Origin of the sequence: Streptomyces sp. NPDC005393, from assembly GCF_040606675.1 — a bacterium.
Lineage (GTDB): Bacteria > Actinomycetota > Actinomycetes > Streptomycetales > Streptomycetaceae > Streptomyces.
Genome location: NZ_JBEXFG010000002.1, coordinates 208,742 through 235,152 on the forward strand (window position 1 = coordinate 208,742; position 26,411 = coordinate 235,152).

Below are 26,411 nucleotides of genomic sequence, written 5' to 3' on the forward strand. Positions count from 1 at the left end.
GGAGGCGGTGCAGCCGGTGTGCTCATGGGTGTTTATGAGGGCTCGCGCCCCGCCACGACGAATATGCGAAGGGATGGCCAGGCCCCTTCGACTTCGCCTCCATCACTCGACTCCCAGTGCGGATGTCTGCCGGACAGCCGCTCGGCTGACACGATGACGTCGTGACTAGCAACGACCTTGGTGATTGGCGCCCCGCTCTGCCCAGCGAGATGGCCGAAGTCCTCAAAGCAGCCGACTTCCCGTGGTGGATCGCCGGCGGTTACGCAATCGAACTGTCCATCGGCCACGAACTGCGGCCTCATGGAGACCTCGACGTTCTCGTACTGCGGCGCGATCAGGCACGTGCCCAGGAGTGCCTGGCTGGCTGGGACCTCCACGTTGCCGACCCGCCGGGCACCGGGCAGCTCCGAGCATGGGGCGTCGGAGAATTACTCCAAGAGCCCCTCCACGACATCTGGTGTCGCCGAACGCCCGAAGCGCCCTGGTCGGTTCAGCTCATGCTGGACGAGGCCGAAGGAGAGGACTGGGTGTCCAGGCGCGATCCGCGCGTTCGGCTACCCATCGCGCGTCTCGGCCGCGTCGCCGTGAACGGCATCCCATACCTCACGCCCGAAGTCCAGCTCTTCTACAAGGCGAAGCAGACCAGACAGAAGGACGAGGTGGACTTCGAGGCGGTCTACCCGCTGCTGGCCCGGGATCAACGAGCCTGGTTGCTGGCGGCACTCGACACAACCGCACCAGAACACCCCTGGCGACGGAGGCTGCAGCCGGTCAGTTGAAGGTCAGCAAGGGCACGTCGTAGAGATTGACGTTGCGAGGTCGAGTCATGACGGGTGACGTGACCTCCACAACGAGCAGCTCGCTGAGGAACTGAACTGTGGCACCGAGCAGGTGACTGGTACGTCCGTCAGCGGACTGAGCCTTGAGACCGGCCGACACGTGAATGTGTGGAAGAATGCCTCCGGTCTCCGGGTCATGCGCCAAGGTGCCGGCGCCGAACGCCTCCACGTTCGTGACATGGGTCTTGGCCCACACCGGCGCGTCCGGATCTTCGAGCTTGTCGCACGTACCAACGAGCTCGGCCTCGGCGAAGGCGCCGATGAACATCGGCAGGTAGCCCTGCCTGATTCCGTGTTCACGGCAGAACGTGGAGAGCGCTTCGTAGAAGTCCTCGCCGTGGTCGAAGGTGACGCCGAAGGTACGGCCTACAGTCAACTCATGGGCGCGCATGTGTGATGGTCCTTCGAGAATTGAGGTCAGGTCAGTCGGTCGCGGTGGCGAAGGCTTCCAGGATGGATGCTCTGTCCGCGCCTTGGGCGATCAGCCCATGCAGCAGGAGCCTTGCCTGGTAGGGGCTGAGGTCGCCCGCACCGATGAGACCGCGGGCAAGCAAGTCCTTCTCGGAGCCAGGAAAGCCGTACGTGGCCGTGAGCACAGGGCCATTACCGATGCGGGACGCCAGTACCACGGGAATGTGGGCGGCCAACTTGCCGAGGCCCTCCACAAGGCACTCGGGTACATGGCCGACCCCGAACGCCGCGACCACCAGTCCGTCGCAGTTCCCGTCCCACAGGTCGAGAAGTGCTCCATCGTCGCCGAGGGTGACTGTGTAGAGCCCTACCCGGGCCGCCCGCACAGCTTCTGCCAGCGGATGGCTTCGATGCGGAAGTGCTGTAGTCATCCGGACTCGGCCTTCCGCGATCCGCCCGATAGGGCCGGCGCTTGGGGATGCGAACGCGGCTGGACTCGTGGTGTGGGACTTACGCACGGACCGAGCGGTGTGGATCTCGTCGCCAAGAACCACTAGGCATCCTCCGTTCCGTAGGCCGGGATCTGCAGCCGCGATGACCGCGGCGTGGAGATTGGCTGGACCGTCAGGACCGGCCAGCGTCGGATTGCGCATGGCGCCGGTGACGATGATTGGCTGCTCGCGGTCGTGGTGCAGGTCAAGGAGGAAGGCCGTTTCCTCGATCGTGTCCGTGCCCTGCGTTACGACGACGCCCTCCACTCCGCCGGCGTCAAGCTCCGCCTTGATCGCTCCGGAGAGTTCGGTGAGGTCTTGGAAGGAGAGTGAAGCTCCGGGCAGTCGGCGGAAGTCGCGGACCTGAAGCGAGATCCCACTGGTCTCCAGCGCTGGAACCGCGGCGAGTAGCTCGTGGGCGGAGAGCGCCGGGACCACACCGCCCGTCGTTGGGTCGGTGGTCATCGCGATCGTTCCGCCGAGGGAGTAAACCGCCACAGTTCTTTTCGGCAACGTCAAGTCCCCATTCTTAGGTCAGCGGCCGGACTGTTCGATCAGGAAATGCCTGTGCAGGCTATCGGGTTGGTATCTGCTGAGCGGGCACAGCTCCGAACTGGTCGGCGACGTAACGGCAGGCTGTGTCGAGGCCGTCGACACTGAGATGTCGGCTGCGAGGGCTGGCGAGGCGGGCTGTCCCTTCGAGGGCGAGCTGGCGGCAGCGCCTGGCCAACCACGCCCGGTCGAGTTCCAGGTACTCGGCCGTGGCGGCCAAGCGGTGTTCCGGAGTCTGGGAGCCGGTGACCGAGTGATGGCTGGCATGCGCTGTGACCTCGGCAAAGGAACGCAAGGTGTGTGGCCGTGCGGTGAGGGCGACGTTGGAGGCGCCTTCGGACCGCACCCAGGTCGCGATGATCGCGCCGTGCCCAGGCACCAGGACGAACCCATCGGTCTGTTCGTAGCTGCTGTCGTCCGTCAGCCACGTCCTGATGCCGCAGGACTCCATGAGGGCCATGGCAAGGAAGAGCAGAACCCGTTCGTACGAGGGCGAGGTAGACACTGCCGCGGACGGTACGCAGAACGCCCGTCCGCTGCCACTTCCTGGCCGCCCTGGTGCCGTTCGCCGCAGATAGTCGAGCTTGTGCTTGAAGAACAGCCATGTGGCGGCCTCTTCGCCACGTTGCTCCCGCGTCCAGAAGACCGGCTCGCCACCTAACCGGTCTCGCTGGCTCAGGATGTACCTTGCGCACGTCTCCGAGCCCAGAAGCATGCGCGATCCGTCTGTCAGCTCTCGTTGCCCGAGCGCGTCTCTCAGCGTGTCCGGACCTTCGTGAGCCCGAGTGGTAAGAGGCAGCAGATCGTGGAGCGCACCGTCGTCACCGAGCAATGCCGCATCGAAGCCGGCAACCGCCCACAGGATGCCGTACGTCAGATCATCGAGCTCGTAGGCGACGGGGACATCGACCTTCGCGCCAGCCGGCCGCTCGGACACCCCCCAGCGCGCGTCGAGAGCGAAGTGACGCTTCATTCCTTCGACCACCCGGGACGCCACGATCAGAGCCCGCATCGGCATACGGCTCCAGGCATCCGTGTCTCGACCGGTCGCCAGCCGAAGACCGTTGCCATGGAATGACACGGCAGGAAGGGCCAGGACGGGCAACGCAGTCGTCGCGATGTTTCGTCCGCCCGGCAACAAGAGCTGGCCTGGCCCCTCGGAGAGCGCGAGATAGCCAGTCGAGTCGGCTCCCCCGCCATCGCCGCCCCGGTCCTCATGGCCACGCTCTTGGGACTCCGGGCGGGCGGTCGGTAGTGGACCGGTCAACTCAACAGGCACGCCGAGCGCTTCAGCCCACTGAAGCAGCTGTCGGCGGTCGCGCACACCTTTCAGGCCGCGCTCCAGACGGCTGACTTCCGCCTGGTCGATGTTGACCAATCGGGCCACAGCCGCCTGTGAGAGACCGGTGTGCTTACGGAAGAGGCGTACGACGAGGCCGAGTTCCCATGCCGACACTGCTTCGCGGACGACGACGTCGTGCCAGAAGGCCGGATCGACTCGCGCTACGGGCGTCCTCTGACACGGCGAGCACCGCGCGCCCGCGTTGAAGCGACTGAGCAGCGTGCCACAGCCCGCGCATCGTCGCTGTCCCCCATCCATGCCTGTCATTGTCGCGCCTTTGGTACCCCCTCGGGCGTCGCTAGCCGACGCACTCTCATAAAGACTCATAAGCGCCGTGGCCGGACCGTCCGATCGTTGAGACCAGCCGCTTACGGGTGGCGAAACAGCCTTCTGGAAACCCGAAGGGACCCTCGCGTGGACACACTCTTGTTGCCGCCCAGCCCACCTGGCGGTCCACCTCTATCCCATGCCTGGCAGACATTGGCCGACGGGCTCATGACGCAGCGCATCCACCTCCACCTGGAGGAGTGGCAGGCTCTCGTTGCCGATGACGCCGAGCTACCAGACATCGCCGCAGCCGACATTGCCCTGCTGGCCCAGCGCCCCGAGCCCCTGCCGACGGCAGGCTCCTCGGCCGTCACCGCGCTCTTGGAAGTCGCCTTCCTGAGCTACTGGTGGCAGATCCCCATGCGCTACGGAACCCGGCCGCAGACGGGCACCAGTCCCCTCCGGCAAGCTGCCATCGAGGCGGCCCAGGCCACGGTCGGCCAACACTCCGGTACCGAGTGGGGAGAGGCGGTCACCGCCGTATCCGGGGCCGCCGTTTGGTGGGTCGGCTTCTTCGCCATGATCCGACATCGCGGAGTTCATCACGTCACCCTGGAGCCGCACCCGGGTCGCATCCACGCAAAGGCCCTTGCTTCAACGGTCGGCGTCGTCGCGCACGGGATGGCGGCACGGGTACTCGAAGCCGCCATGCAAACGCGTGACGACCGAGCACTTCGGGCTGCCTACTGCCGCGTGATCGAGTGCGGTATCGAGGCGGAGCGGCAGCTGCCGGCTTTGATCGACGAGCTGGCTGAACTGCGATTGGTCGACTTGGTGACGACGACCAGCCGGTGGCGCGGACGCTTCACCAAGTACGCCGGCGGCACGGGGGCGGGGCAAGTCGAATGAGCCATCGATACCCCTTCATCGTCATCGAGGGCTTGGACGGCACGGGGAAGACCACCCTCCGTAAGGCGTTGTTCCGGCTGTGGGAAGGGTTGTACGGAGTCACGCCGTTGTGCGTACTCACCACCAACTTCCTGGCGCCAGACTCCGCTCCGGACATCATCGGCGGCAAGTACCAGCCGAGCGCAGACAACCGGGATTCCTATCTGTCCGCCATTGCCGCAGACAAGAGCGCGACCTTGAGCAGGCTCGTTCTCCCGCACCTCCCAATCCGGCCGGTGATCGCCGATCGGTGGCTGCTCAGTGAGCTGGCGTTCTTCGCCGTCAAGCACGGCATGAAGGCAGCCGAGACCTACGAGCGGCTGGCCCCGGAGCTCACAGCGGCGCCGGACCTGACGCTTGTGCTCGATCTGGAGACCAAGGTCTCCATGCATCGCGCCCAGTCCCGTCAGGGTGACGCTGTCCGTGCCGACTGGGACGTCCACGATGTCCAGGCACACGTGCGCGAGGTGTACACCGCCGTGACCGCGGCGCCGGACACGTTCCCTCGCCTGGGGCGGGTCACCCGTCTCGATGCGCGCAGAACCCGGTCTGAGGTGCTGATGTCGGCCTGGGACGCGTTGCAGGACAGCGGCCTTGTGCCGCAACGCCCTGCCCAACTCGGAGGGACCTTTCTCCATGACTGACGGATCTCGTGCTCATCAGCTTCGTCGTGCTCTCGACGACACGGCGCAGGAGAGGCCGCTACTGGCCGTCGGTGCTGTCAACGCCATCGCCGCACATTTGGCGGCAGGTTCGGGATTCGACGCTTTGTGGGTGAGCGGCTTGGAAGTCTCGGCTGCGAACGGGGTTCCGGACTCCAACGTACTGGGGCCGCGTGACCTCTCGGATGTCGTCACGTCGCTGGGCCGGGTCACCGAGAAGCCAGTCATCGTGGACGTCGACAACGCCGGCGGAGCCGTGAGCACCGCCGAGCGATTCGCCTTCGACCTCGTAAGAGCGGGTGCCGCTGCAGTCTGCATCGAAGACAGCACCTACCCGAAGTGCAACAGCTTCGCGGCCCACAAGGCCCAGGGCGTGGAGGATGCCGACCTGCTCAGCCGGCAGATCGAGCGGATCCGCAAGACACTCGGCCTTGACCTGGTGGTGATCGCCCGGACGGAGGCGCTCATCGCAGGAGAGGAAATGGGTTCCGCGATGGCCCGAGCGATGCAGTACGCCGCTGCGGGTGCGGACGCGGTCCTCCTTCACTCCAAAGACCCCACGGGCAATCAAGCGCTCGAAATCGGACGGACCTGGACCGGCGGGGCTGCGCTGGTCAGCGTGCCGACTGCCTTCCCGCAACTCACCACCGACGACCTCGGCCGTGCAGGCTTTCGCCTCTGCATCTACGCCAACCAGCTGAGCCGCGCGGCCATGGCAGGTATGCGCGCCGCGATCCGCCAGTTCACCTGCGAAGGGGCCTTCGTACCGTCCCCCGCCTCAGCACTGGCGGACGTCGGCGATCTGCTGCGGGTGGGCGAGCCGGGAGCTCTGTCGTGCATCTGACGCCCGAGCTTCCCCGGATCAGCGTCTCGGTGAAGGCAGCAGTTGTCCGGCACGGAGCCGTACTGCTGTTGTCCTACGAGGACGAATCCGGCTTCCACTACAACCTGCCCGGCGGCAGGGCGCGGACGGGTGAGAACCTCCGCCAGGCCGTACGCCGCAAGGTCAAGCAGGAGACGGGTCTGGAGGTGACGGCCAGCCGCCTGCTATGCGTCGTCGAGTACGTCCCCGACACCTGGCAGGGAGAGTTCGGCGACCTCCAGAAGGTCCAGTTCAACTTCCTGGCTGAGCAGCAGGACGACAGCGAGCCACGCTTTCCGGACGACCCTGACCCCATCCAGGTCGGCTTCGAGTGGGTGCCACTCGACCGCCTCGAAGCGGTCCACCTGCTGCCCCGGATCAACCAGTCGCTGCTCACCGCCCTCCGCGGTGAGCTGAGCGATCCCTTCGTAGACAGGTGGTGACCTCCGTTGCGTGAACAGCTGCACGACGTGCACGAGTGGCTGCTGAAGGAACACGCGGGAACCGTCTGCGCGGACCGGCTCCACGTCATCTCCGGTGAGCTGGCCCGCATCCACGAGCTGGGCATTCCTGGCTCCGTCGTGGAGATGGGCAGCTACCGGGGTGCCATGGCCTTGTGGATGCGCTGCGTCCTCGATGCGTTGGGTGATCAGACCCGGGAAGTCCACGTGTACGACTCGTTCGCGGGCATGCCCGCCCCGGGACCACAAGACTCGGCGCACCTAGCAGCTGGCGAGCTCGTCTCGACCCCGGAGGACGTGTGCGCCACACACGACGCCTGGGGCAAACGACCGCCCCAGATCCACTCCGGTTGGTTCGACGAAACCCTTCCAGAAAATCTGCCCACCGAAGTCTCCTTCGCCTACCTGGACGGCGACTTCTACGCCTCCACGCTCACCGGCCTCCGGCACTGCGTTCCCCGTCTGGCACCCGGCGCAGCCCTCGTGGTCGACGACTACGCAGACACCGCGGTCAATCCGCGTGCCTGGGACGGGCTGCCTGGCGTCAAGCGGGCCTGCGACGTCTACTTCGGAAATCCGTCCCCAATGACGGTGGTTGTGGGGGACGGCGATCTCGCGTTTGGTCGCTACGAGCGAGGTGGAGCCTGATGAGCAACATCCTCGTCATCAGAGGCGCCGCCGACATCGGCACGCTTCGTGCGCACGCCCCTGATGCACACATTCAGGAAGTGGATCGCCTTCAGGCGCTGTCGGCCATCGAGGCAACCTCCATTCTGCTTCTGCGGTCGGGTGTGTATCTCGGCGAGCAAGAGCTGAAGACTCTGCCGTCCCTGCGTCACGTCATCCGCCCCGGATCCGGGATGGACAACATCGATGTGGAGGCGCTGGGCCGCAGGGGGATCGTGGTCCATCGGAACCCTGAGGCGAGCGCGCCGGCGGTGGCCGAATGGGTTCTGGCTTCGGCCCTGATGCTGTCCCGTCGCATGCCCCTTGGACATGCGACGCTCACCGACGGAGTGCACGACAAGGCAGCATGCATGGGCACGTCTCTCGCCAATCTCGCGGTGGGCGTCTGGGGAGCCGGACCGGTAGGGCTTGCCGCAGCCCGGGCACTCGCGCCCCACGTGGCCCGGATCGCCCACGCCCACTGGCCGTCAAACCCTCACGGGCTGTCCCAAAGCCCGCCGCACGAGCTGGCCCAGCAGGCACAGGTCCATGTCATCGCGCTACCCCTGCGCCCGGCGACACGACACCTGGTCGGCCCCGGGTTCTTGAAGAGCGTGAGACCCCAGCGGCCACTTCTCATCTGTACCGGCCGACTGGAAACCCTGGACGTAGCTGCCTGCCTGCGCGCGCTGGAGGCCGGAACGATCTCAGGGCTGGCGATTGACGGAGTCGAACGCCAGCACCTGCCCATGCTCGAATCCCTGCGCAAGCCCATGAATCTGCTGGTCTCTCCCCACATCGGTGCTCAGAGGACAGACGTACGCGCTGCCCTCGACCGCTGGGCTGCGGAGTTGGTCAAGGAGATCATTCTGGAGGATCAAGCCGCCCCGGTGGGTGAGCGTCGATGAATGCCGCCGTACGCCACCGCATGACGATCGCCGCAGAAGCTGCCAGGGAAATGCTCTCCTCCGGCACTGCCGATCAGGTGTGGCTCGAAGGTGCGCTGGCCTGTGGCTTCGCACACGCAGCCAGCGACATCGACCTGCGTGGCATCGTCAGCGTTGCAGAGCTGCCCCGGTGGGAGTCCCGCATGGTTGACGGCGTCCGAGTGGACCCACAAGCCTCCTCGCCACAGGAGATCGCCGAGCTGCGGCAGCTGCTGCGCACCTTCGACGTCCGCCGCGACGCTCTCGCTTCATTCCGTCGAGCACGCCGGGCTATGCATGAACTCATGTGTCTACGGACCGCGTTGTCCTACCGGGAGGGTGCCTGGCACCCCATCCTCACGCCTGAGGAGTGCGATGGTTACCGCCGCTGGGCTGTAGCTGACCAAGCAGAAATTGCCGCCAGTCTGGCCGAGGACCTGGTGGGCCTCCTGGAAAGCCAGCTCTTCGACTCCGCCCACGTCGTCTGCCGGAAACTGGAGACCTGCCTCATGGCACTCGACACCGCCGCCTCCGGCCACCCCGTCCTGGGAGACAAGTGGCTGCCTCTGCTCGCCAGGCTGGCCATCACCACCGTCACTCCCGCTGTGAGCAACGACGGTACGCACAGCGACTCATGGACGTGGTTCCGCCCCACCCAACGCCGAATCACCCTCGCCCTCCTCGCCTGCTGGCCAACCGATGCCACTCCCGGTCCTCCGCCGCCCATCGCAGATCCCGCGGCCGGGTGGCTGCCGCAGCGGTACGCCGACGGATGGTTCCTTCGGCGCGGAGACACTCACCTGCCCGTTGACGAGAGCACCCTGCTGGGCTGGCTGGCCACCGTCTCGGTCAACGAGTAGTGACCCCGCCCTCCCTCCCATCGCCGCTCAGGAGGCCAGCGATGCCCACGGCACAAGCGACCCACGGCACCCCCGACAGCCTTTACGCGCGGCTGGACGCGACCGGAGCCGAGACAGCCGTCTCCGTGATCCTCAAGCTGCGCGGCGAGACCTGCGACATCGACTGCCTCTACTGCTACGAGAAACGCAAGGAATCCCCAGGCGGAGCCCGCATCACAGCAGCACAGGCTAACCGGCTCGGCAGCCTGTTCGCCGGACGGCCACTGAGCATCGAACTGCACGGCGGTGAGCCGCTGACCGCGGGCCGCCAGCATGTTGCCGCGATCCTCGACGCGCTCAGCGACCAGCCCAACGTCATCCGCGTCAGCATGCAGACCAACGGGCTGCTACTCGACGAGGAGTGGCTGGACCTGTTCGACGAGCACTGTCCCGAGCTGGAAATCGGCCTGTCCCTCGACGGAGACGCCTTCGGCAACTCCTGGCGGGTGGGATACGACGGGTACCCAACCTATCCACGCGTGGTTCGCAGCCTGGAACTCTTGGCCCAACGCGGTCGCCAGACGGGCATCATCTGCGCCGTCACCCCCCGGGTGCTCGGCCGTGCTCCCGAGGTGATCGACCACCTCGCATCCTTCCGTGCCGTCACCACCATCAACCTGGTCCCCTGCTTCGACGGCTCCGTCACGAAGCCAACGACCGCCACGAACCGCAGGCAGCCCGCCAGCCGCATCCTCCAGAAGCAGGCCGTCGGCCCCATCGGCCCGGACTGGGCGATCGCACCCGAGCAGTACACCGGCTTCGTCCTTGAAGCCGCGGCCCACTGGGTCGCGACGGGCACATTCCGCCGGATCAAGCTGGAACCCGCCGTCTCCGTAATACGGCGGCTGAAAGGGCTGCAAACCCGTTCATGCCACTTCTCCGACATGAAATGCGATCACGTCTTCACCCTCTACCCCGACAACCGCTTCGGCAGCTGCGACGAACTCCCTTGGCCACAGGCCCGCTTGACAACGCTGACCATCGATCAGACGCAGTCCGATATCAGCAGCGAACAGCTCCAGTCGCCCCTGCTCAAACAGGCACGCTCCCTCGTCAAGAAGTGCCTCACCTGCGACTACCGCGACACCTGCGGCGCCGGCTGCCTCGCGGTCCGCCTGCGATTCACGCAGGAACGCGGAGACGACGACAACTACTGCACTCAGCGGATGCGCCTCATCGACGGAACTGCGGCGCTGCTGGCCCAGCCCGAGCATCCCTCCGGTATGCACTGCACCCGGTGGCGCTGGCGCCCACGCATCCCCAACGACATGCAGGACGTCTCAGCGTTCCTGGCCCGTTGGGACGACCCGGCCGCCGCCCGCCAACCGGCCCGCCTTCGCATCAGCGAGCACGGCAACATCAACACTGTGGGCCAGCCTGGAACCCATGAGGCCGACGACCTCGACCCGCATCACCCGCAGTGGCACGACGGTATCGAGCCTGGCATACGCCCCGTGGTCGACGCCCTGACGCGTGGCTGGAACGCGGTCACCTATGACAGCTGCCAGGGGCACGCTCACGACGACTTACCCGGCGCGGAGCCCCGCCACCTTGCCGTAGGTGTCCTCCCTCGCAACCGAACCGAGTACGCGCACCTGGCAGCCCGGCTATGCGGGGTGGCCGAACGAGTCACACACGGCCTGCCAACTGGCTACTCGCTGGAACTCGGCCGCAGCGAACTGACCTGCCGCACCAACGGCCGCACGTTCCCCACTCTCGACGTCCGGTTGACCCCCGCAGATGGTGCTGGCATCTCCGCGTATTTCCATGGCATTGACGGCGCGGTGCGCGTGCTCGTGAACGCCCTGGAGACGGCGCCGCCAAACTCCGCGGATGCCGTCTGCTCCTGCAACAGCAGCCCCTCCGCGGAAAGGGTGGCCCGGTGATCCACGTATCCGAAACGCTCTCCATCCACAGCGTCGAGCACTTCCTCACGCACGACGAGACGGAGGAACTCAACGATCTGATGGACGCTGCTATCTGCGTCCACGGAAGGCAGCGCTTCGACGCCGACCGCCGGACCACGATTCACGAGATCCCGGGTTACTCACCCGCAAAGGCTCAGCGCGTCTACGAACCCGCAGGTCGGGTCGAAATGACCACGCTCCCACAACCGGCGAGCAAGATCCTCGATGTGGCCATCGAGCGCCAGATGCCGGCCATCGTCCGCGCTCTCCCGTCAGTGACGGGTCACCGACCGTGGATCTTCCTCGAGTACGGCCCTGGTCAGCACATCACCGCGCACGCGGACGGCATAGCGCCCGACCCACTGTCCTTGCCCCGCCAGATTGCTGCAGCCAGCGTCAGCCTGGACACACCCCGCACCGGCGGCGGTTTCTACGTCGAGACCACCGGCAACGAGGCAATGTGGACCTCCGAGCGTCCTCCCGGCGGCTCTGGCTACGAACCGAGCATGCAGTTCATCCACGACGGCGCGGACATGTCCTCACCGTGGTTTCGGAGCATGCCTCGCACCCGATGGTCCGTCGATCCAGGGCCCGGAACACTCCTGGTCTTCGGGAGCCAGCTCGCGCACGGCACCGAGCATGTGCAGACCGGCTGCGTGCGCAAGTTCCTGACACTCCTCATCGCGGAGTGAGGCATCAACGATGCCCAGGAACCGTGGCCCTCCCGCCCCACCGCATCCGACCAGACCGACCCCTACGAAGGAGAAACCGATGGCCGAAGGCCAGCAGTTCGACGAATTCCTGGAGGCGGTCGCCACACTGCGCGACGGCGACACCGTGCGCACCACCGCGCACACCTCCAACGCCGCCACGGAAGCCTGGCTGTCCGAGAGCGAGCCCGCCGACGAGGCCGAGACCGAGCCCACCCCCAGGTCCTGACGCAGTCCCGGGGGTCGGAGCCAGCTCCGGCCCCCGGCCGCATGCCCGCAAGGAGCTCTGATGACCATCCCTACCGCTGAGACCCTGTTCTCCCTCGCCGGCATAGAAGAACACCGTCAGGACCGCACCCGCCGAATCGCCACCGTCTTGGGCAACCGCATGGAGGCGTCAGCCGAGTACGACGAAGCCCTCATGTACGCCGTAGCTCATCACCTGCTGGAGGGTGCCGAGCAGGCTGCCCGCAACCAAGACGCAGGATCCCTCGCCTGGTATCGCCAGAGTGAAGCCGCGGACCTCCACGACTTGACCACGGACACGGAGGTCGGCCGCTGCCTCATCGTGCAGCCTGAACGGGCGGAACTCCTCCAATCCCCGCTCTCCGAGACGGCCTATTACCTCCTTCGTCCGGACTCCGCCCGCGCATCAGATGCGACCCTGGAACTCGTCACCAAGGCGATCGCATCCGCCACCAGCCATGGCTTCGGCCCGCTACTCAAGCAGCACAGCCGCGTGATCTGTCTCCTGGACAAGCGCAAGCTCGACGAGACCCTTCACAGCTGGAGCTTGACCCGACTCCCGGGAACCGTGTTTACCGACTACACCAAGTACCCTGAGGTTCTGGCCGGTGACCTCATCCACGAGGCCGGCCACAACTGTCTCAACAACGCCCTCGCCGCCCGCCGGGTCAAGCTCCCTGCGGACGTCACCTTCTTCTCCCCGTGGCGCGGAACGTCTCGTCCGGTATTCGGATTCCTGCACGCCTGTTGGGCATTCGCCCTGACGACGCTGTACGCGCAGAAGGCCCAGCTATCCGCCGGTGCCCAGGCCGCGGACTTCCTCGCTGCATACTTCAGCCGGCAGCAGGGGCAGCTGATGGCAGCAAGCGGCTCCCTGACCGTGGCCCTGCCGTTCCTCGCCGATCGCGAGATTCGAGAGCACATCGGCGTGGCCGTCAGCACAGCTGTGGCAGCAGCTTCGGTTCGATCGTGACCCGCCAGCCTCCGATGTCACGCAACGTGCCTTCTGGTGCCATCGGCTTAACCCGAGCCCCGGCCACTTCCCAGCGACAAGAGCGTCGCCAATTGTTCCGCAGTTCACGGTGGTCAATGGAGGGCCCGTTGCGACGTCGCACGACGGGTTCGGGGGGAGGCCGCTGGGAAAGGGGACAGCTCCGCCCTGGCGGCCCACCTTATGGTGTCCTCCCAGCCTTCCGACACACCGACAGCCCGCACGCCGGTCCTGCTACTGATGGGACAGGTCTTGATGTGGCTGCGCGAGCTGCAACCCCACCGCTTCAAGGGGAAGCTCAGCCTTCGGCGATTGCCAGTCAGGCGGATTTGTCAGTGGCGAGTGCCACAATCAAGCCATGTGGAACAACCGTGAGTTCCGTATGGCAGAGGGCGCCCAAATACTCGGGCGCCAAGGCGACTCCTACAAGATCCAGGTGTCCATCCCCACTGACGAAGACGGCTTCCTGGCCGCGAGTGCCCCAACTGCTCGCTGACCTTCCGGATGGACGCCGACGAGTACGAGCGCCTTCCGGATGAACTGGCCCTTTGGTGCGTGTACTGCGGTCATCACAGTGAGCACTCGGACTTCATGACCACGCAGCAGCGGGAGCGCCTCATGCGGGTCGCACAGGACCTCGGCACCCAGATCGTGGGCCAAGCCGTCAACGACATCTTCGGCGGGATGGCACGTCGCAGCTCCCACAGCAGCCCTGTCTCGTTCTCTACACGCCGGGAAAGCCCTTTTATCCCCGTCCGCTTCCGGGGATCGACGAGGAGCGTCTGGCTCGTATCCGCACCTGCTCGGCCTGTGAGATCAAGTACGCCGTCTTCGGCGAGCACCGGTACTGCCCCATCTGCGGACACTTGCCGGCAGACAGCATCGCCTTCGACGCCCTGCAGGCGGATACGGCTCGGCTGGATGCCTTGGAGGCGGTGCCGACTGAGCTGAAGGCTTCACTACGAGAGCAGGGGGTGTTCTCACGCAGTTGGGTGGACACCGTCGAGAACGTTGTCGGGGTCGTCGAGTCCCTCGCGTCGTCCCTCTTCAAGGCCGCGGTGCAAGACGCCGATGCCCGACTTCAGGGCAAGGGCAACATTTTCCAGCGCCTGGACCACATGGCCGACCTCTTCATCGACGCGGGATACGGAGATCTGCGGATCGAAGTGGGCACGGAGACGTGGCGGCGGTTGCTCGACACCTGGGCAGCGCGCCATGTCTTCACCCACAACGATGGTGTCGTCGACGAGAAGTACCTGTCGAGGGTTCCCCACTCCACAGTCAGAGTCGGCCAGCGCATCACCCTCGACGACGGAACCTGTCGTCGCGCGATCCAGGACGCCACGCTCCTCTGCACAGCCTTGATCGAATTGACGTCCTGAGGCACGGATCCGCCCTGGCCGGGGCGCCCGCGCCGCTGCCGAGGCTGTCGTCCAGCTCGTGCCCCGCTCCCGCCGCCGGCTTCGGGCCGTTCCCGGTGAGCGGGCTGCCCGTCCCTCCTCCGTCGAGTCGTCGTCCTCCAAGCGGCCGGATGAAGGCCCGGCCGACAAGCACACCGCCTAACAGTTGTCACCGAACGAGTCCCGGTCAGCGGGTATCTGACCAGGTACTCCGAGCCCTCCCACAGCGCGGGAGGGCCCTTCGGTTTCATCCATGGGTGATCAAGCCCAGTACCTGCGGCATGAACTCCTCCTGCTCCACCTCGTACCCACGGGCATCGACCTGCTCGGCGAAGCGCCTCACCTGTGGCGCCGTAGCGGGGTTGTCGATGATCGTCCGAAGCGTTCGAGTTCCTGCGTAGCTACGCTCCCGGCGGGGCTTCGCGCCACTCATCGAGCCCACGTCCACGACGATCGCGTGGGGGACGCAGCGCACCACCAGGTTGGCAATGTGCACGCCGTCGGTGTCTGCGTCGCACACCACCCAGGCTTTCGGGCACACGGGGCCGAGTTGGCTCAGAACCTGCTGGAACTCGGCTCCGTTGAAGCCGCTGGACCAGACGACGGCGTGTCCTGGCAGACTCCGGGCCAGGTATCCGGCGGCCTCCTTGTTCTCCACGACGACCAGTTCGTTGGCGGTGGTGCTCACGGTCATGGGTATCGCGGTGAAAGGCACGGTGACCAGTGAGCCCAGCCCCTGCATGGTCAGCCGTCCGCTGCCCTGGCTGATTGCCACGGGACCGGAGATCGACAGCTCCGGATACTTCAGTACGCCCAGCCGTTGCCGAAGCTGCTTACTCATCCCGATGTCGGCCAGTGCCTTGTCAGCGTCTACGGCCTTGGTGTCGTCGCGCAGGCGGCTGGAGAAGTCACGCACCCCGAGGTAGGTCTCCCGGGCCAGCAGGGCCTGCGCTGCCGCCACGTAGAGGTCGAGCCTTCCGGTGTCCCGTGGAAGTTCCAAGACTGCCGCCAGCGCCTTGGCTTCTGGCACGTCCGAGTGGATCCGCTGCGCGAGCGACAGCGCTTCGGCTTGGAGCTGGTTGCCCCGGTCGAGGGCGTCGCCCTTCACCCGGGCGGCATAGGCGAGAGTGGCCGTGGTCAACTCCCATCCGAGGACAGCTCCGGGCTGGCCGTCGACGCCCGGTGGTTGGGTGATAACCGTCACCACCCCGGCGAGGATGAGTGGGGCGAGCTGCTCCAGAACGGGATATCTCCGGGTGACCGTGCCGCCCCTCCTGGTGGACGATGCCAGGATGAAGCGCTGGTTGCTGTCGTCCAAGACTTGGAGCGCCTGCTCTGCGGAACCGAGGGCTGGCGGCTGGGCGGGTTCGATGCGGAGCGCCACGAGGCGGGAGCTGCCCTTCTGGACGCCCTCCTCGTAACGCTCGCGGTAGACCGGATAGGCGCACAGCCCCACCGGCAGCCCTTCGACCGGCGCAGGTTTGCTGCTGGTGACGGTGTGGGTGCCGTCGCCGGACGCTGCTGCGTTGCTCACCGGGCGTCCTCCATCGGGATGCTGTCCCATACGTCGAAGAGATCGGGATCCGAATCGTTCATGACCTGTGGCTCGGCGTTGAGGACGTCGTCCTTGTAGCGGGACAGGTTGATCAACGTCGCGCAGTGGGGACGTAGCGAGTTGATGTCCTGGCTCTGCACTGCGAGCACCACGGTGATGCCGTACTCGCGGGCGATGCGGCGGAGGGCCTTTGCCACCTCGCCGACGTTTCGGGAGTCGAGGTTGTTGCCAGCCTCGTCGATGATCAGCATGCGCCCTGCTGAAGTGCCGCCGGAGGCCAGGGTGGAGGCGGCGAGGAAAGCGTGGAAGATGACGTACTCGGCGGTGTTCCGTTCCCCTCCGTGGTACGGGATGGGGTCTGCGCCGGGCTTGACCCAGTGAGGGCGGACTTCCCACCGCAGCGGGTCTTCCGGGCCGGTGGCCGCCCGGTGTCGTACGTTCAGCCGTACCCGGCTCTGGCCAGCCGATTCCAGCAGCGTGTTCATCCGCTCTTCAGCTTCGGTGAACACCGCCTCGATGTTCTTGATCAGCGTCTCCCTGTTGCCTTCACTCCATTTGATGGAGTCGGCCACGTTGGCCTCGGAGGCTTCCAGGGCCTTCTGGCTTCGTTCACGTCGCGCGAGGATCGCCTGCTGCTCCTCCGCACCGCCTCCGCTGTAGAAGTCGATCCAGCGGGTGGCGGGTTCGGAGACCTCTTGGAAGGAGCGGGGCTGCTCGTTCGGATCGGGTTCTTCGTCCAGCCAGGCGAGGGTGGATGCGACCGCGCCACGGATCTGCGCAACAGTGTCGGAGGTGACCTCGTCCTGGTGGTCGGGGAGGCTGATGTGCCGCCACTGGGTCGATGAGCACCCGGCCAGTTCCAGCCCACGGCTGATCTGTTTCCGCGCCTGCCACAGCGTGGCCTGCGGCGTCGGCTGTTGCGGCTGAGAGATCACCAGGGCTTCGGCAGCGGCGATACCTGCGGGGAAGATTCGTGCGAGAAGGGCCAGAGACTCTGTGCACGCTTGCACGACGGCGAGCTGTGTTTTCCGTTCTTCGTCCTTGCCGGCGGCCTCTTTGCCAGCAGCGGAGAGCTCGCTCTTAACGCGCTGTGCGTTCTGCTCCGCCGACCCGTATGCCGTCTCGGCTTCGGCGCTGCGGGTCCTGGCCTGTGCCTCAGCCCCTTCCGCGGCCTTGGCTTCCCCCTCCGCCCGGTCGATGCGACCGTTCAGTTCCGTCAGCTGACGGCGCAGCTCACCGACGTCGAGCGCCGCCTGGCAGCATGCCAGCCACGCATCGGCGTCGTCCCGGTCCCGGTTGGCCTGCCGAGCCCGCCCTTCTGCGTCCTCACGCTGTTCCGTCGCCCCCTCCATGCGTTCCCGGGCCGCCGCGGTCCTCGCCAAGCGATCAGTGATGGGCACCTCGAAACCGCCGTACATCCGCAGGCCGAGCGCTTCATCTTCCACGATGTCCGCGTCGTCTGTGGCCTGGGTCCGCGTCTCCAGCGCGCTCAGAATGGCTTCCACCGGCGGGAAGCTCGCTCCCTCGGTGGGGAGTTCCTTCACCGGGAACAACACGCAGCCCGGGAGCAGCCGCGTGGCCCTGAGCGCCTGCTCTGCTTCTGGAAGATCCTCCTGAAGGACGATAACCGTCTGGGCGTGGACGGCGAGCCGGGCCTCCCAGCGGCGGCGATCCGGTTCCGTGAGATCTCCGATCCTGACGGCATCCACCAGCGGGGCAGCCCGAAGGCCGGCACTGTCGAGAGCTGCGATGATCTCCCCGGCCTTGCCGCCCTGCCCCTTGGCTTCCCGCTCGTAGGCAATCCGGCACCGCTTCTCTTCAGCGCTGGCATCGCGAACGGCATCACGGGCTAGTTCGACCGCGGTGTGTGCCTCTGCGAGATCCGCTTGGGCCTGTTCCAGGGCGTTGGCATCGCCTCGGGCTGCCTTGTCCGCGAGCGCTGCAATCTTCCCTTCGAGCGCCTGGTGTTCGGACTGGAGCCGACCGAGGCTGAGCGTCACGTTCCGCTTGGCCGTCTCTGCCTCCCGAAGACGCTGCGCCGCCTCGACCGCGAGGAGCCGGAGACCTTCGGTGTCCTGGCAAGCACGGAGCCGTTCCTGCAGAACGTCGATGTTCTGCCTGATCTCTTCCAGCTGCGTCTTGGCCTCCTCCGCAGCTCCGGCGGCAGACTCGCTGCCCCTCCGCTGCTCGACGATCCGGGCGGCCAGGTACAGGTTCCAGTCGGTCTCGGCATCGGTGAGGGCGGCGCGCGCCTGGAGCATCCTGGAGATCGCCTTCAAGGTGATCTCGTCCCGCGAATACTGTTCCTGCGCGGCCTGCCGGTCTGCCTCCAGGCCGAGCTTGTGTTCGTAGATGCCCTTCCGTGCCTTCTGCTCGTCAGCGAGGAGCCGATTCTTGCCGGCCAGGTTGATGAGCATGTCCGCCAGGGCGTCCGGCCTGTGCGGCTTGCCAGCGGAGGACAGAATGCCGTCGTCGATGTTCTTCTCGCCCCGCTTGCGCAGGTAGGCGAGGCAGCGGGTGCCGTTGCCGAAGAGCTTCTCGGCGTATTTGCCGGAGGTCAGGGCGGGACCAGGGAGGTCGTTCCACACTTCCGCTGCGTGGGTGGCGCCCTCCAACTCCGTGGCTCCGAGCGCCAAACGGATACCCGGGGCGAACTTGACCTGGACGAAGGGCTCGGTTCGCTGGATGCGCATCCACACGGTGACTGCGCTGGTGCGGGGCTCGCCCTCCATCCAGTACACGCTGGCGATATAGCCACTGGGCGCATCGACGAGCTGCTTGGTCTCGGCGGCGTTCTGATTGAACAGAAGGTTCCTGGCGTGGTGTCCGATGCCGCCGCGCAGCCAATCCGCGTCCGCGTTCGCCAGGGCAATGGCACTGGCCATCATGGACTTCCCGGCGCCGTTGGAACCGCCCTCAGGACCGGTGCCGGTGAGGAGAGTGACATCAGCGTGGCTGACGGGGATGATGCTGCTGGTGTGGCGCCCGATGCGGACGAGCTGGAACAAGCGTAAGGGCTTGGCCCCTACGGCTCCCAAAGCCTCCAGAGGCATGGCGAGTTGCGGTTCCACGGTCACGCGGCAGCTCCTGCTTCATTGGTGCGCCGACGACGCAGCTCGTCGGCAACGAGGCTGCCCGGGTCGGCGAGCATGAGGACGTTCTCCCGCAGCCTCTGATCTTGCTCGGGGGTAAGGCGTTGCAGGAGTGATTCCTGGATACGGTTGCGGGAATCGATCAGGCCGAGGGTCTTGAGCCGTGACAGCGCGTCGGCGATGTCCTTCCCTTTGAGGCAGTTTCGCCCGTCGGGCCCCTTATGGTCCCGCAGGCGGCTCTCGATCGTTCGGCGCTCAGGGGCTCCGCCGGACTCGGGGATCAGTCGGTCGTAGAGGTAGACCAGGGCCAGCGCTGCGAGGTTGGTGGCCGTCAGGCCGCCCAAAGGCGCCTTGAGGACTGGCGTGACGGCGGGGTGCCAGCCGCTGATGTATCCGATCACTTCCCTGCGCCCGCTGTCGCTGACCGCGGTTGCCTCGATGAGTGTGCGACCGATGCCGGCCAGGAGACGTTCGACCTCCCCTCTCGTGGCGGGCTCCTCGAACTGTTGCCAGTCGCGGGCGGGCAGTGGGGCATCTGCCGCTTCCAGGGCGCGGACACAGTCCACCGCGTCGTTCTCGTACCAGGACGACTTGGCGGTGGTGATTTCCGGTGTAGGCACTGGCGGTGCGCTGTGGCTCTCATCCCCTTGGTGGGGGTAGGCGCGGTGGCGCCGCAACCGCACTGCGGCGCTGTTCAGCACGGCGTGGGTGGACGGGTCGAGGGTGGTGGCTCCAGGGCCGAGACGCACCATGCGATCGGGATGGAGACGCAGTAGGCCGGATTGGGGGAGGGCACGTTCCAGCGCAGGTACGGCCCAGGTATGGGCGTTCTTGTCCGTACAGGCGCGCAGCAGGGCGACGACATCGGCAAGCGGGATCACCGATAGTTGTTGCCGCTGGGTGAGAAGGGCGTAGGCGGCGACGAAGGTGACCACTTCCTTGGGGTTGAGCCGGTTCCTGGGAAGGCGGGGGCTCTCGGTGGAGGCCGCCGGTTCCCCTTCGGACCAGCCGAGTACAGCAAGCGATCCGCTGACTGGGTCGTCGACGAGGTGGACCCGCAACCCAGCGGCCGTGGCCGCCTGTTCCAAATCGGTGAGAGGCAGTCCGAGGGTGGGCAGTGCCCCGCCGGAGTGGCGCAGTAGTGCCAGGGCTCGCGCGGTCTCGTCCTCGGTCACGGGGCGTCCTTCCGGTCGGGTTCGCGGCGCAGGCTCATCGGTGTCACCCATGACGGGCGTCTCTTCCGTGGATCGGAGTCGCCATGCTGGGGTGGCCCCTTCCGGCTGTGGAGGCGGTAGCGGGTGTCCAGGGCTGAGAGTTCGAGCAGGTTGCAGAACAGTTCGGAACCGCTGCGCCACGAGCGGGACAGGAGGATGGGGGTCAGGTCCATCTCGTCCAGTTCGCCGAGCAGTTCATCGGCGATGGCGCGCAGAGCCTCGTCCTTTGGTTCCGGGAGGGGCGCGGCCTGGCGATTGGGCCGGTCCGGAAGAATGTCCTGGACGGGTTCGAGAAGAAGTTCCTCGGCTGCGGCTTCGATTGCGGCGGGATCCAGCCAGGCGCGGGCGGCGTCGAAGTGGATTCCGTCCCACAGGCCGGCGAGATCTTTGATGGTGGAGGTCTGCGCGGCGCGCACCAGACTCGCGGTGTGCAGCTCGGCCTTGCGGTCCAGACGTGCTTCTCGGCGCAGGAGTTGCACCAGGTCAGTGCGGACGCTCACGTACTTGTTAACGGCTGTGATCATGCGATCCAGGTCCGTCGCCAGCTCCTGGATCTGACGAAGACTGGAGAAAGCCTTGTCGCACACCAGCCGGATCCGCTCGGCCAGGTCACGCGTGTCCAGCTTGCCGATCTCGATGGCGGCGGCGATGTCGTTCTGAGTGATGATCTCGCGGATCGCCCGGGATCGTCCTTGGACCAGGCCCCTGAATGCGTGCAGTTTCTGCCGGAGTTCCCCTGCTTCGGCCTCGGGATTATCCAGACCGTTCATGAAGTAGGTGAGGACTTCCATCAGCACTTGGTGGTTGAGGGTGTCGGTCACCATGGGGAAGAGCAGCAAGCCCACGTGACCGGCCTCGGTGAGCTCCACGTGTGTGTCGTTCAGCTTGCCCCGGGCCAAGCGCACCGAGCCAGCGGCGATGAGCTGGCCGAGCCGCGATCTGACCGTACTGTGACGGAACCTCGCGGCCAGCACGGCATACAGCTCACGGATAGGGAAGCCCTGGTCATCTTCGCTGGCTGCGAGCATGTCGCAGATGGCCTTGGCACACTCGATCTCTTCGTCGCCGACGTTGAGGCTGGCCGCGCTGCCGATCACCGGACCGAAGATGCTGGCGGCGTTCCTTGATCGAACCGAACGGAATGCCAGAGCCTGCCTCGGGATACCGGCCGACCCGGATGCGGCCCCCGCCGACAGGCTCCGACCTTCCCCAACTTCCTCCGCGGGTAACCCGTTTGCACGCATGGTTCGAAAGGTAACCGATGCCTCTGACAATCCACTCCGAACGAAAGCACATGACGAGAAGCACCCTTGGAGTCAATTCGACCCTTCGTTCGAATCCCGGGATAACCGCCAATCATTCGAATGGTTGACCGAATTCTTGTTTATTCATCAACAGGGAAGCGATTCTGGTCCTCTGCGACTGAGCGCTCGACATCGGGCGGCAAAGGGGCGGGTTCTCCGGTGACTGACTGCCCGTTGGCATCTGAGGCGATCGGCTAAGTGGGCTTGTTCAGTCTTGATGGGAGAACGCCGGGCTCAGTCCCGGCGTGAGGAACAACCACAGATTTTCCTGACCACCGGTTCCCGCGGCGTCTGTCGACGAACCGCTGATCATCGCGCGAAGCATCCTGATGTGTCAGTGCCGGGTGACAGAGATGGTTCGCGCGGATTAGCCCGCATGGACGAAGGGTGGGCGGTATGGCCGGAGAATGCCACGTTGATCACAAGGTCCTGGCGGCCTTCGCAGAGGACAAAGTGAACGTGCCTACTGAGGAGGCGAAGGAGCGCCGCAGGCAGGTGAAGCATCTTCGGGAGCGGTTGGAGACGTACATCGCCGAACACCCTGACTACGACCTCGTCAAGCTCCGGGCCTCGGGAAGCACGGCGAAGCACACGGCAATCCGGCGCCGCCGGGGCGAAGGGTCCGACGCGGACGTGGCAGCGTACGTGCGCGTGGCGAACACCGACGTGGACGAGGCGGGTCTGCTCGAGTGGCTGCGAGACCGGTGCATCGAGGTATACGGAAAGACGAAGGTCGCAGAGGACTTCGTCATCTCCCAGCACGCTGTGGCGATCACCTTGCGAGGTTCCGGCCTGAAGATCGACGTGGCACCGGTCCTCTACACCGGAGAACCGGACGACAAAGGTCATCTGATCACCCGCCAGGGCGAGAAGGTCCTGACCTCGGTCACTTTGCACCTGAGGTTCATCGAGAAGCGCAAGCACCCGGACGCTGCAGGGCCCGGTTACACCGAGGTCATCCGGCTGCTCAAGGCATGGATTTGTGAGGGCAAGCGGAACGACCCGGACCTGCGCTGCAAAAGCTTCCTTCTCGAACTGTTGGTCGCTCATCTGTGGGAGCACGGGTGGAACGGCGAGCCGCTGCAGGTGAACGACTACCCGCGCGCCATCGAGCAGGTCCTGTCCTACATCGCGGTCACCGGCCTGAAGACCCCGATCATGTTCACGGACTACTACCCGGCAGACGCCGTCGCATCGTCCTCGGACCCCATCCAGGTATGGGATCCCGTCAATCCCGAGAACAACGTCGCCTCCAGCTACACCGAGTACCACCGCCAGCGACTGGTCGAGCACGCCAACACGGCACTCGAAGCCGTCGCATGGGCCGCCGGCGCACGGACCAAGGGCGAGGCGAACGACGCGTGGCGCGAGCTGTTCGGCCCGTCATTCCAAGGAGCGTGACGATGACCGGGACCTACGCCAGATCGGCGTCCTTCACCATCACCGAAGCCCGGTACGTCGGCGCGAAGGTCGGCGCCGACCTTCGCCTGCTCCACAACTACTACGGCAAACCCGGCCTCGACCAAATAGATGACTATGTCGAGGAGGTCGCCCTGCTGCTGCGCGACGGCTACCTCGACACCGTCGACTACGGGTTCCGGGACGCCGGGAGCAACGCGTGGAAACTGCGCCTTCGATACAAGGCGACCATCGGCGGGCAGCTCACCGACGGCCGCCCGGGCAGCCTGCCCCGCGCCGCTGAGATCAGCGGATCCGGCTTCTACAGCTACCTGACATACAGCCAGAAGTTTCACGCCCTCACTGGCACTGAGAAGACCACAGTCAAGGAGGCCCTCCCGTTCCCCCGGCAGGGAGCCGACGCCCCGAGCGTCCTTTCCGGTACCTCCACGGCCGGCCATGGCTACGCCCGCAACGGCACCGGTGTCGCCCGCGACGTCTACGTCGCTTTTTGACCCCGATCGAGCAGCAAGAGGAAGACCGAGTGACCAGCCAGGACGACCTGTTCCACCCTGTGATCGAACTTCCCGAAGCCGTCCGCCGAGCCCGGTACAACCGCTTGGTGGGCCTGGACATGATGAAAGCGCGCTTGCGGAAGGAAGCCGCCCTGCTGGCCGACCCGCGGCTGCTGCATGCATGGGCCAGTGCGCACCACGGCGGAGACGTCGCCGCGCTCACGCTGTTCGCTGACCGCGCCCCTCTGTTCGTCTTCTCCGGTGACGTCGGCTCCGGTAAGTCCGCACTCGCCGAGTCGTTCGGCTGCGACCTCGCCGACCAGCTCGACCTGCCCGTCTTCCTCTACCGGCTCAAGCTCGCCACCCGCGGCAGTGGCCTGGTCGGCGAGATGACCGCCCTCATCGGCGACGCCTTCACCCACCTGCACGCTGAGGGTCGCCGCGCGCAGGGTCCGCGCGGTGTGAACTCGGTTCTGATCCTTGTCGTCGACGAGGCCGACGCCCTCGTCCAGTCCCGCGAGGCGCAGCAGATGCACCACGAGGACCGCGCTGGGGTGGACGCCTTCCTTGCCGGAATCGACAGCCTCGCCAGCGCCAAGATCCCGGTCATCGTTGTGCTGTGCACCAACCGCGTCGGCGCCCTGGACCCGGCGATCATGCGCCGCGCGGCCGCCACCTTCACCTTCACCCGCCCCGATGCCCAGCAGCGCCACGCTGTCCTTACCCAGGCCCTGGACGGGCTCGCCATCCGGCCCGAGACCATCGACAAGCTCGTCACGCTAACCGGTCCCAGCACCGGCCAACCCAGCTACACCTTCTCCGACCTCACCCAGCGCCTGGTCCCGGCCGCAGTCCTGCAGGCCTTCCCCGACCGCCCCGTGTGTGACGAAGACCTTCTCGCACTCGCCGAAAAGCTGGAGCCCAGCCCCGTTTTCACCGAGGAGCACTAATGGAGCCCCTGCCTGCCCCGAGCCCAACCAGCGTCAGGATTACCGGCGACCACTACCAATGGCTCATCGCGTGGGAGGGCTGCCTGGCTCTCCTACGCGAAAACGCGGCCCGCTCCGAGAACCCCGTTGCCTCCGTCGGCGTGGAGCTGGACGGCGCCGGGAACCTCGACGACGTCGTCCTGATGCGCCGCACGCCACCGCACACCTACACGCAGGTCAAGTACACGGTGGACAGTTCTACACCCGTCAACGAGGAGTACCTGACCAAACCCAGTAAGGACGGCGGCCCGTCCATCCTGAAGAAGATTGCCAAGGCATGGCGGAAGCTGACTGCAGACGGCATGCCCGTCGACCTGGCTCTCTTCACCAATCGCGCGCCCGACCCGGCCGATCCGCTGGTGGCCGTCCGCGACTCCCGCAGCCAGTTTCTGATGCCAAAAGCAGGACTCCAGGGGCCGCGATCGGCGCTGGGCGCCGCCCGCACTCGCTGGGCAGCGGCAGTTGACCTGACCGAAGACCAACTCCGTAAGCTCCTTTCTGTCCTGCGCTTCGACCTGGCCCGCGACCAGACCCACGTCCAGGACCGCCTGCAACTGCTGATGGCCGTAGCCGGCCTGCGCCACGACGAGCAGGCGGTGACCAGTGGAGCCGGCTGGGTCGCCAAGCAGGTCCGTGAAGGACACCGCACCCTCACCCTGGACATGGTTAAGGCAGCCGTCGAAACCCTCGGTCTCAAGGCTGGCCCCGCCCGGGCTGTCCTGTCGATCGCTACCCTCAAGCCGGACCCACTGGCCGGCGACGCGGATTACGCGATCGACTGGATCGACCGCTTCGACGGCTCCTCCGACTTCACCAAGCGTCGCCCCTTGCCCCCCGCCGCCTGGACGCAGCTTCAAACGGACATCGAGGCTGCCCCCGCTCGCCTACCCCTAGGCAGCACCGCCATCTCCATCACCGGCAGCACCCGCCTGGCCCCCGCCTTCCTGACCGGCACCGCCTTCCGCATGGTCACCGGCGCCGACCTCGCTGTCCTCCAGCGCGGCCAGCTCTGGTCCACCAGCGACCCCTACAACGCCCCCCAGCACCCGACCGTCCATCAGCACCCTCTGGACCAGGGCGACGAACTCGCCGTAGCAATCGCGGTGGCCACCGACCCGACCGAAGACGTCTTGGACTACCTGCGCGAGCAACTGGTGCCTGTCTCCGAGCTCCTCGTCCTCACCCCGCCAGGCGGGGCCAAGGACGGGTCCGTCCCCGACACCGCAGCCGCCAATGCCCTCGCCATCGGCATCCGCGATATCGTTCGCCGCGCCACCCGCACCACCCCGCGCATCCACCTCTTTCTGGCTGGCCCCATGGGGCTGGCCCTCCTTCTCGGCCACCGCTGGAACCGGCTGCGCCCCACCGTCGTGTACGAGGACGTCCGCACCGCGCAGGGCTACGAGGCGGCCTTCACCGTCCAGGCATAACAACGCACTTCAGGAATCCGCCCTTCCGTGCCCAGACCTCCACCACAGACCACGTCCTGCCTCACGGCAGTTGCAGAGCCGCGGGCGTAGAGCAACAGCGCTATGTCCCATCCATCCGAACCAGCCGGAGGCGTCGCTCGCCCCTCTGCTCCTGGGACTTTTCAGGGACTTTCAGCGCTGTCCGAGGGAGTTCCGAGGGACTTTTCGCCGCCTAACGCGGCAAGCCACCGAAAGATCGGAAAGGGCCTCCGACGCAGGTCAGAGGCTCTTTCCGAGGCAAAGCCGCAGGTGGCGGCAGACGAGTCGGGCTGTACGCCGGGTTCTGTCGCCCGAC

Annotated in this window: 24 protein-coding genes; 17 read left to right on the plus strand and 7 right to left on the minus strand. The window is 66.2% G+C overall.

What is annotated here, in order from left to right:
• Positions 1–209: 209 nt before the first annotated feature.
• Positions 210–779 carry an amino acid transporter gene (locus tag ABZS71_RS03455; RefSeq protein WP_356207538.1) on the plus strand — a complete coding sequence of 190 codons (570 nt, stop codon included), beginning with the start codon at positions 210–212 and terminating at the stop codon, positions 777–779.
• Here the strand turns inward: ABZS71_RS03455 and ABZS71_RS03460 are convergent.
• From ABZS71_RS03460 to ABZS71_RS03470, 3 genes are all read right to left on the minus strand, one after another.
• On the minus strand, positions 772–1,230 hold the full coding sequence (locus tag ABZS71_RS03460) for a DUF296 domain-containing protein (protein ID WP_356207189.1): 459 nt from the start codon (positions 1,228–1,230) through the stop codon (positions 772–774). The two genes, ABZS71_RS03455 and ABZS71_RS03460, sit on opposite strands and share 8 nt — an antisense overlap.
• 31 nt (positions 1,231–1,261) lie before the next feature.
• Positions 1,262–2,239: an asparaginase gene (locus ABZS71_RS03465; RefSeq protein WP_356207539.1), complete on the minus strand. Its 978-nt coding sequence runs from the start codon at positions 2,237–2,239 to the stop codon at positions 1,262–1,264.
• Positions 2,240–2,315: 76 nt separating this feature from the next.
• Complete coding sequence (locus ABZS71_RS03470; RefSeq protein ID WP_356207192.1) at positions 2,316–3,893, minus strand: helix-turn-helix transcriptional regulator; 1,578 nt, start codon at positions 3,891–3,893, stop codon at positions 2,316–2,318.
• A gap of 237 nt (positions 3,894–4,130) precedes the next feature.
• On the opposite strand from ABZS71_RS03470, the gene ABZS71_RS03475 reads away from it, so the two are divergent.
• The 12 genes from ABZS71_RS03475 to ABZS71_RS03530 all read left to right on the plus strand — a co-directional run bounded on the left by ABZS71_RS03475 (position 4,131) and on the right by ABZS71_RS03530 (position 14,562).
• On the plus strand, positions 4,131–4,811 hold the full coding sequence (locus ABZS71_RS03475) for a hypothetical protein (protein WP_356207195.1): 681 nt from the start codon (positions 4,131–4,133) through the stop codon (positions 4,809–4,811).
• Positions 4,808–5,494 (plus strand): dTMP kinase, encoded by a 687-nt coding sequence (locus tag ABZS71_RS03480; RefSeq protein WP_356207197.1) that lies wholly within the window; start codon positions 4,808–4,810, stop codon positions 5,492–5,494. The genes ABZS71_RS03475 and ABZS71_RS03480 overlap by 4 nt, the downstream gene beginning before the upstream one ends.
• Positions 5,487–6,356, plus strand: a complete 870-nt coding sequence (locus ABZS71_RS03485) for an isocitrate lyase/phosphoenolpyruvate mutase family protein (RefSeq protein WP_356207199.1) — start codon at positions 5,487–5,489, stop codon at positions 6,354–6,356. The genes ABZS71_RS03480 and ABZS71_RS03485 overlap by 8 nt, the downstream gene beginning before the upstream one ends.
• A complete protein-coding gene (locus ABZS71_RS03490) occupies positions 6,347–6,817 on the plus strand; it encodes an NUDIX domain-containing protein (RefSeq protein WP_356207202.1) in 471 nt (156 codons plus the stop codon). Before ABZS71_RS03485 ends, ABZS71_RS03490 begins: the two co-directional genes overlap by 10 nt.
• Positions 6,818–6,823: 6 nt before the next feature.
• Positions 6,824–7,483: a TylF/MycF/NovP-related O-methyltransferase gene (locus tag ABZS71_RS03495; RefSeq protein ID WP_356207204.1), complete on the plus strand. Its 660-nt coding sequence runs from the start codon at positions 6,824–6,826 to the stop codon at positions 7,481–7,483.
• Positions 7,483–8,409, plus strand: a complete 927-nt coding sequence (locus ABZS71_RS03500; RefSeq protein ID WP_356207206.1) for an NAD(P)-dependent oxidoreductase — start codon at positions 7,483–7,485, stop codon at positions 8,407–8,409. Before ABZS71_RS03495 ends, ABZS71_RS03500 begins: the two co-directional genes overlap by 1 nt.
• Positions 8,406–9,287 (plus strand): hypothetical protein, encoded by an 882-nt coding sequence (locus ABZS71_RS03505; RefSeq protein ID WP_356207209.1) that lies wholly within the window; start codon positions 8,406–8,408, stop codon positions 9,285–9,287. The genes ABZS71_RS03500 and ABZS71_RS03505 overlap by 4 nt, the downstream gene beginning before the upstream one ends.
• A gap of 41 nt (positions 9,288–9,328) precedes the next feature.
• Complete coding sequence (locus ABZS71_RS03510; protein ID WP_356207212.1) at positions 9,329–11,212, plus strand: radical SAM protein; 1,884 nt, start codon at positions 9,329–9,331, stop codon at positions 11,210–11,212.
• On the plus strand, positions 11,209–11,925 hold the full coding sequence (locus ABZS71_RS03515) for a hypothetical protein (RefSeq protein ID WP_356207215.1): 717 nt from the start codon (positions 11,209–11,211) through the stop codon (positions 11,923–11,925). Before ABZS71_RS03510 ends, ABZS71_RS03515 begins: the two co-directional genes overlap by 4 nt.
• Positions 11,926–12,004: 79 nt before the next feature.
• Positions 12,005–12,172: a hypothetical protein gene (locus ABZS71_RS03520; RefSeq protein WP_356207218.1), complete on the plus strand. Its 168-nt coding sequence runs from the start codon at positions 12,005–12,007 to the stop codon at positions 12,170–12,172.
• A 60-nt stretch (positions 12,173–12,232) separates the two neighbouring features.
• Positions 12,233–13,162, plus strand: coding sequence for an HEXXH motif-containing putative peptide modification protein (locus ABZS71_RS03525; protein ID WP_356207221.1), 930 nt, complete (start codon positions 12,233–12,235; stop codon positions 13,160–13,162).
• Between the two features lie 884 nt (positions 13,163–14,046).
• The gene (locus ABZS71_RS03530) at positions 14,047–14,562 is read left to right on the plus strand and encodes a hypothetical protein (protein WP_356207224.1); all 516 of its coding nucleotides are present in this window, start codon (positions 14,047–14,049) and stop codon (positions 14,560–14,562) included.
• 265 nt (positions 14,563–14,827) lie between these two features.
• On the opposite strand, the gene ABZS71_RS03535 is transcribed toward ABZS71_RS03530, so the two are convergent.
• The 4 genes from ABZS71_RS03535 to ABZS71_RS03550 are packed head-to-tail and all read right to left on the minus strand — an operon-like array spanning position 14,828 to position 21,538.
• Positions 14,828–16,114, minus strand: a complete 1,287-nt coding sequence (locus ABZS71_RS03535) for a hypothetical protein (protein ID WP_356207226.1) — start codon at positions 16,112–16,114, stop codon at positions 14,828–14,830.
• A complete protein-coding gene (locus tag ABZS71_RS03540) occupies positions 16,111–19,212 on the minus strand; it encodes a hypothetical protein (RefSeq protein ID WP_356207228.1) in 3,102 nt (1,033 codons plus the stop codon). Before ABZS71_RS03540 ends, ABZS71_RS03535 begins: the two co-directional genes overlap by 4 nt.
• Positions 19,209–20,402 (minus strand): hypothetical protein, encoded by a 1,194-nt coding sequence (locus ABZS71_RS03545; RefSeq protein WP_356207230.1) that lies wholly within the window; start codon positions 20,400–20,402, stop codon positions 19,209–19,211. Before ABZS71_RS03545 ends, ABZS71_RS03540 begins: the two co-directional genes overlap by 4 nt.
• Positions 20,399–21,538 (minus strand): hypothetical protein, encoded by a 1,140-nt coding sequence (locus ABZS71_RS03550; RefSeq protein WP_356207232.1) that lies wholly within the window; start codon positions 21,536–21,538, stop codon positions 20,399–20,401. Before ABZS71_RS03550 ends, ABZS71_RS03545 begins: the two co-directional genes overlap by 4 nt.
• A 603-nt stretch (positions 21,539–22,141) precedes the next feature.
• Between ABZS71_RS03550 and ABZS71_RS03555 the strand changes: the two genes are divergently transcribed.
• From ABZS71_RS03555 to ABZS71_RS03570, 4 genes are read left to right on the plus strand one after another with little or no spacing between them, the layout of a single operon-like run.
• Complete coding sequence (locus tag ABZS71_RS03555; protein WP_356207235.1) at positions 22,142–23,146, plus strand: CBASS oligonucleotide cyclase; 1,005 nt, start codon at positions 22,142–22,144, stop codon at positions 23,144–23,146.
• A 2-nt stretch (positions 23,147–23,148) separates the two neighbouring features.
• On the plus strand, positions 23,149–23,658 hold the full coding sequence (locus ABZS71_RS03560; protein WP_356207236.1) for a hypothetical protein: 510 nt from the start codon (positions 23,149–23,151) through the stop codon (positions 23,656–23,658).
• Positions 23,659–23,687: 29 nt separating this feature from the next.
• A complete protein-coding gene (locus ABZS71_RS03565; RefSeq protein WP_356207239.1) occupies positions 23,688–24,608 on the plus strand; it encodes an ATP-binding protein in 921 nt (306 codons plus the stop codon).
• Complete coding sequence (locus ABZS71_RS03570; RefSeq protein WP_356207242.1) at positions 24,608–26,077, plus strand: SAVED domain-containing protein; 1,470 nt, start codon at positions 24,608–24,610, stop codon at positions 26,075–26,077. The genes ABZS71_RS03565 and ABZS71_RS03570 overlap by 1 nt, the downstream gene beginning before the upstream one ends.
• The last annotated feature ends 334 nt before the right edge of the window (positions 26,078–26,411 follow it).

Bases quoted from the DNA above. Each gene is read 5' to 3' on its own strand.
- ABZS71_RS03560 (WP_356207236.1), top strand. From the start codon at position 23,149: ATGACCGGGACCTACGCCAGATCGGCGTCCTTCACCATCACCGAAGCC.
- ABZS71_RS03455 (WP_356207538.1), top strand. From the start codon at position 210: ATGGCCGAAGTCCTCAAAGCAGCCGACTTCCCGTGGTGGATCGCCGGC.
- ABZS71_RS03505 (WP_356207209.1), top strand. From the start codon at position 8,406: ATGAATGCCGCCGTACGCCACCGCATGACGATCGCCGCAGAAGCTGCC.
- ABZS71_RS03500 (WP_356207206.1), top strand. From the start codon at position 7,483: ATGAGCAACATCCTCGTCATCAGAGGCGCCGCCGACATCGGCACGCTT.
- ABZS71_RS03520 (WP_356207218.1), top strand. From the start codon at position 12,005: ATGGCCGAAGGCCAGCAGTTCGACGAATTCCTGGAGGCGGTCGCCACA.
- ABZS71_RS03485 (WP_356207199.1), top strand. From the start codon at position 5,487: ATGACTGACGGATCTCGTGCTCATCAGCTTCGTCGTGCTCTCGACGAC.
- ABZS71_RS03570 (WP_356207242.1), top strand. From the start codon at position 24,608: ATGGAGCCCCTGCCTGCCCCGAGCCCAACCAGCGTCAGGATTACCGGC.
- ABZS71_RS03460 (WP_356207189.1), bottom strand. From the start codon at position 1,230: ATGCGCGCCCATGAGTTGACTGTAGGCCGTACCTTCGGCGTCACCTTC.
- ABZS71_RS03480 (WP_356207197.1), top strand. From the start codon at position 4,808: ATGAGCCATCGATACCCCTTCATCGTCATCGAGGGCTTGGACGGCACG.
- ABZS71_RS03475 (WP_356207195.1), top strand. From the start codon at position 4,131: ATGACGCAGCGCATCCACCTCCACCTGGAGGAGTGGCAGGCTCTCGTT.
- ABZS71_RS03525 (WP_356207221.1), top strand. From the start codon at position 12,233: ATGACCATCCCTACCGCTGAGACCCTGTTCTCCCTCGCCGGCATAGAA.
- ABZS71_RS03555 (WP_356207235.1), top strand. From the start codon at position 22,142: ATGGCCGGAGAATGCCACGTTGATCACAAGGTCCTGGCGGCCTTCGCA.
- ABZS71_RS03470 (WP_356207192.1), bottom strand. From the start codon at position 3,893: ATGGATGGGGGACAGCGACGATGCGCGGGCTGTGGCACGCTGCTCAGT.
- ABZS71_RS03510 (WP_356207212.1), top strand. From the start codon at position 9,329: ATGCCCACGGCACAAGCGACCCACGGCACCCCCGACAGCCTTTACGCG.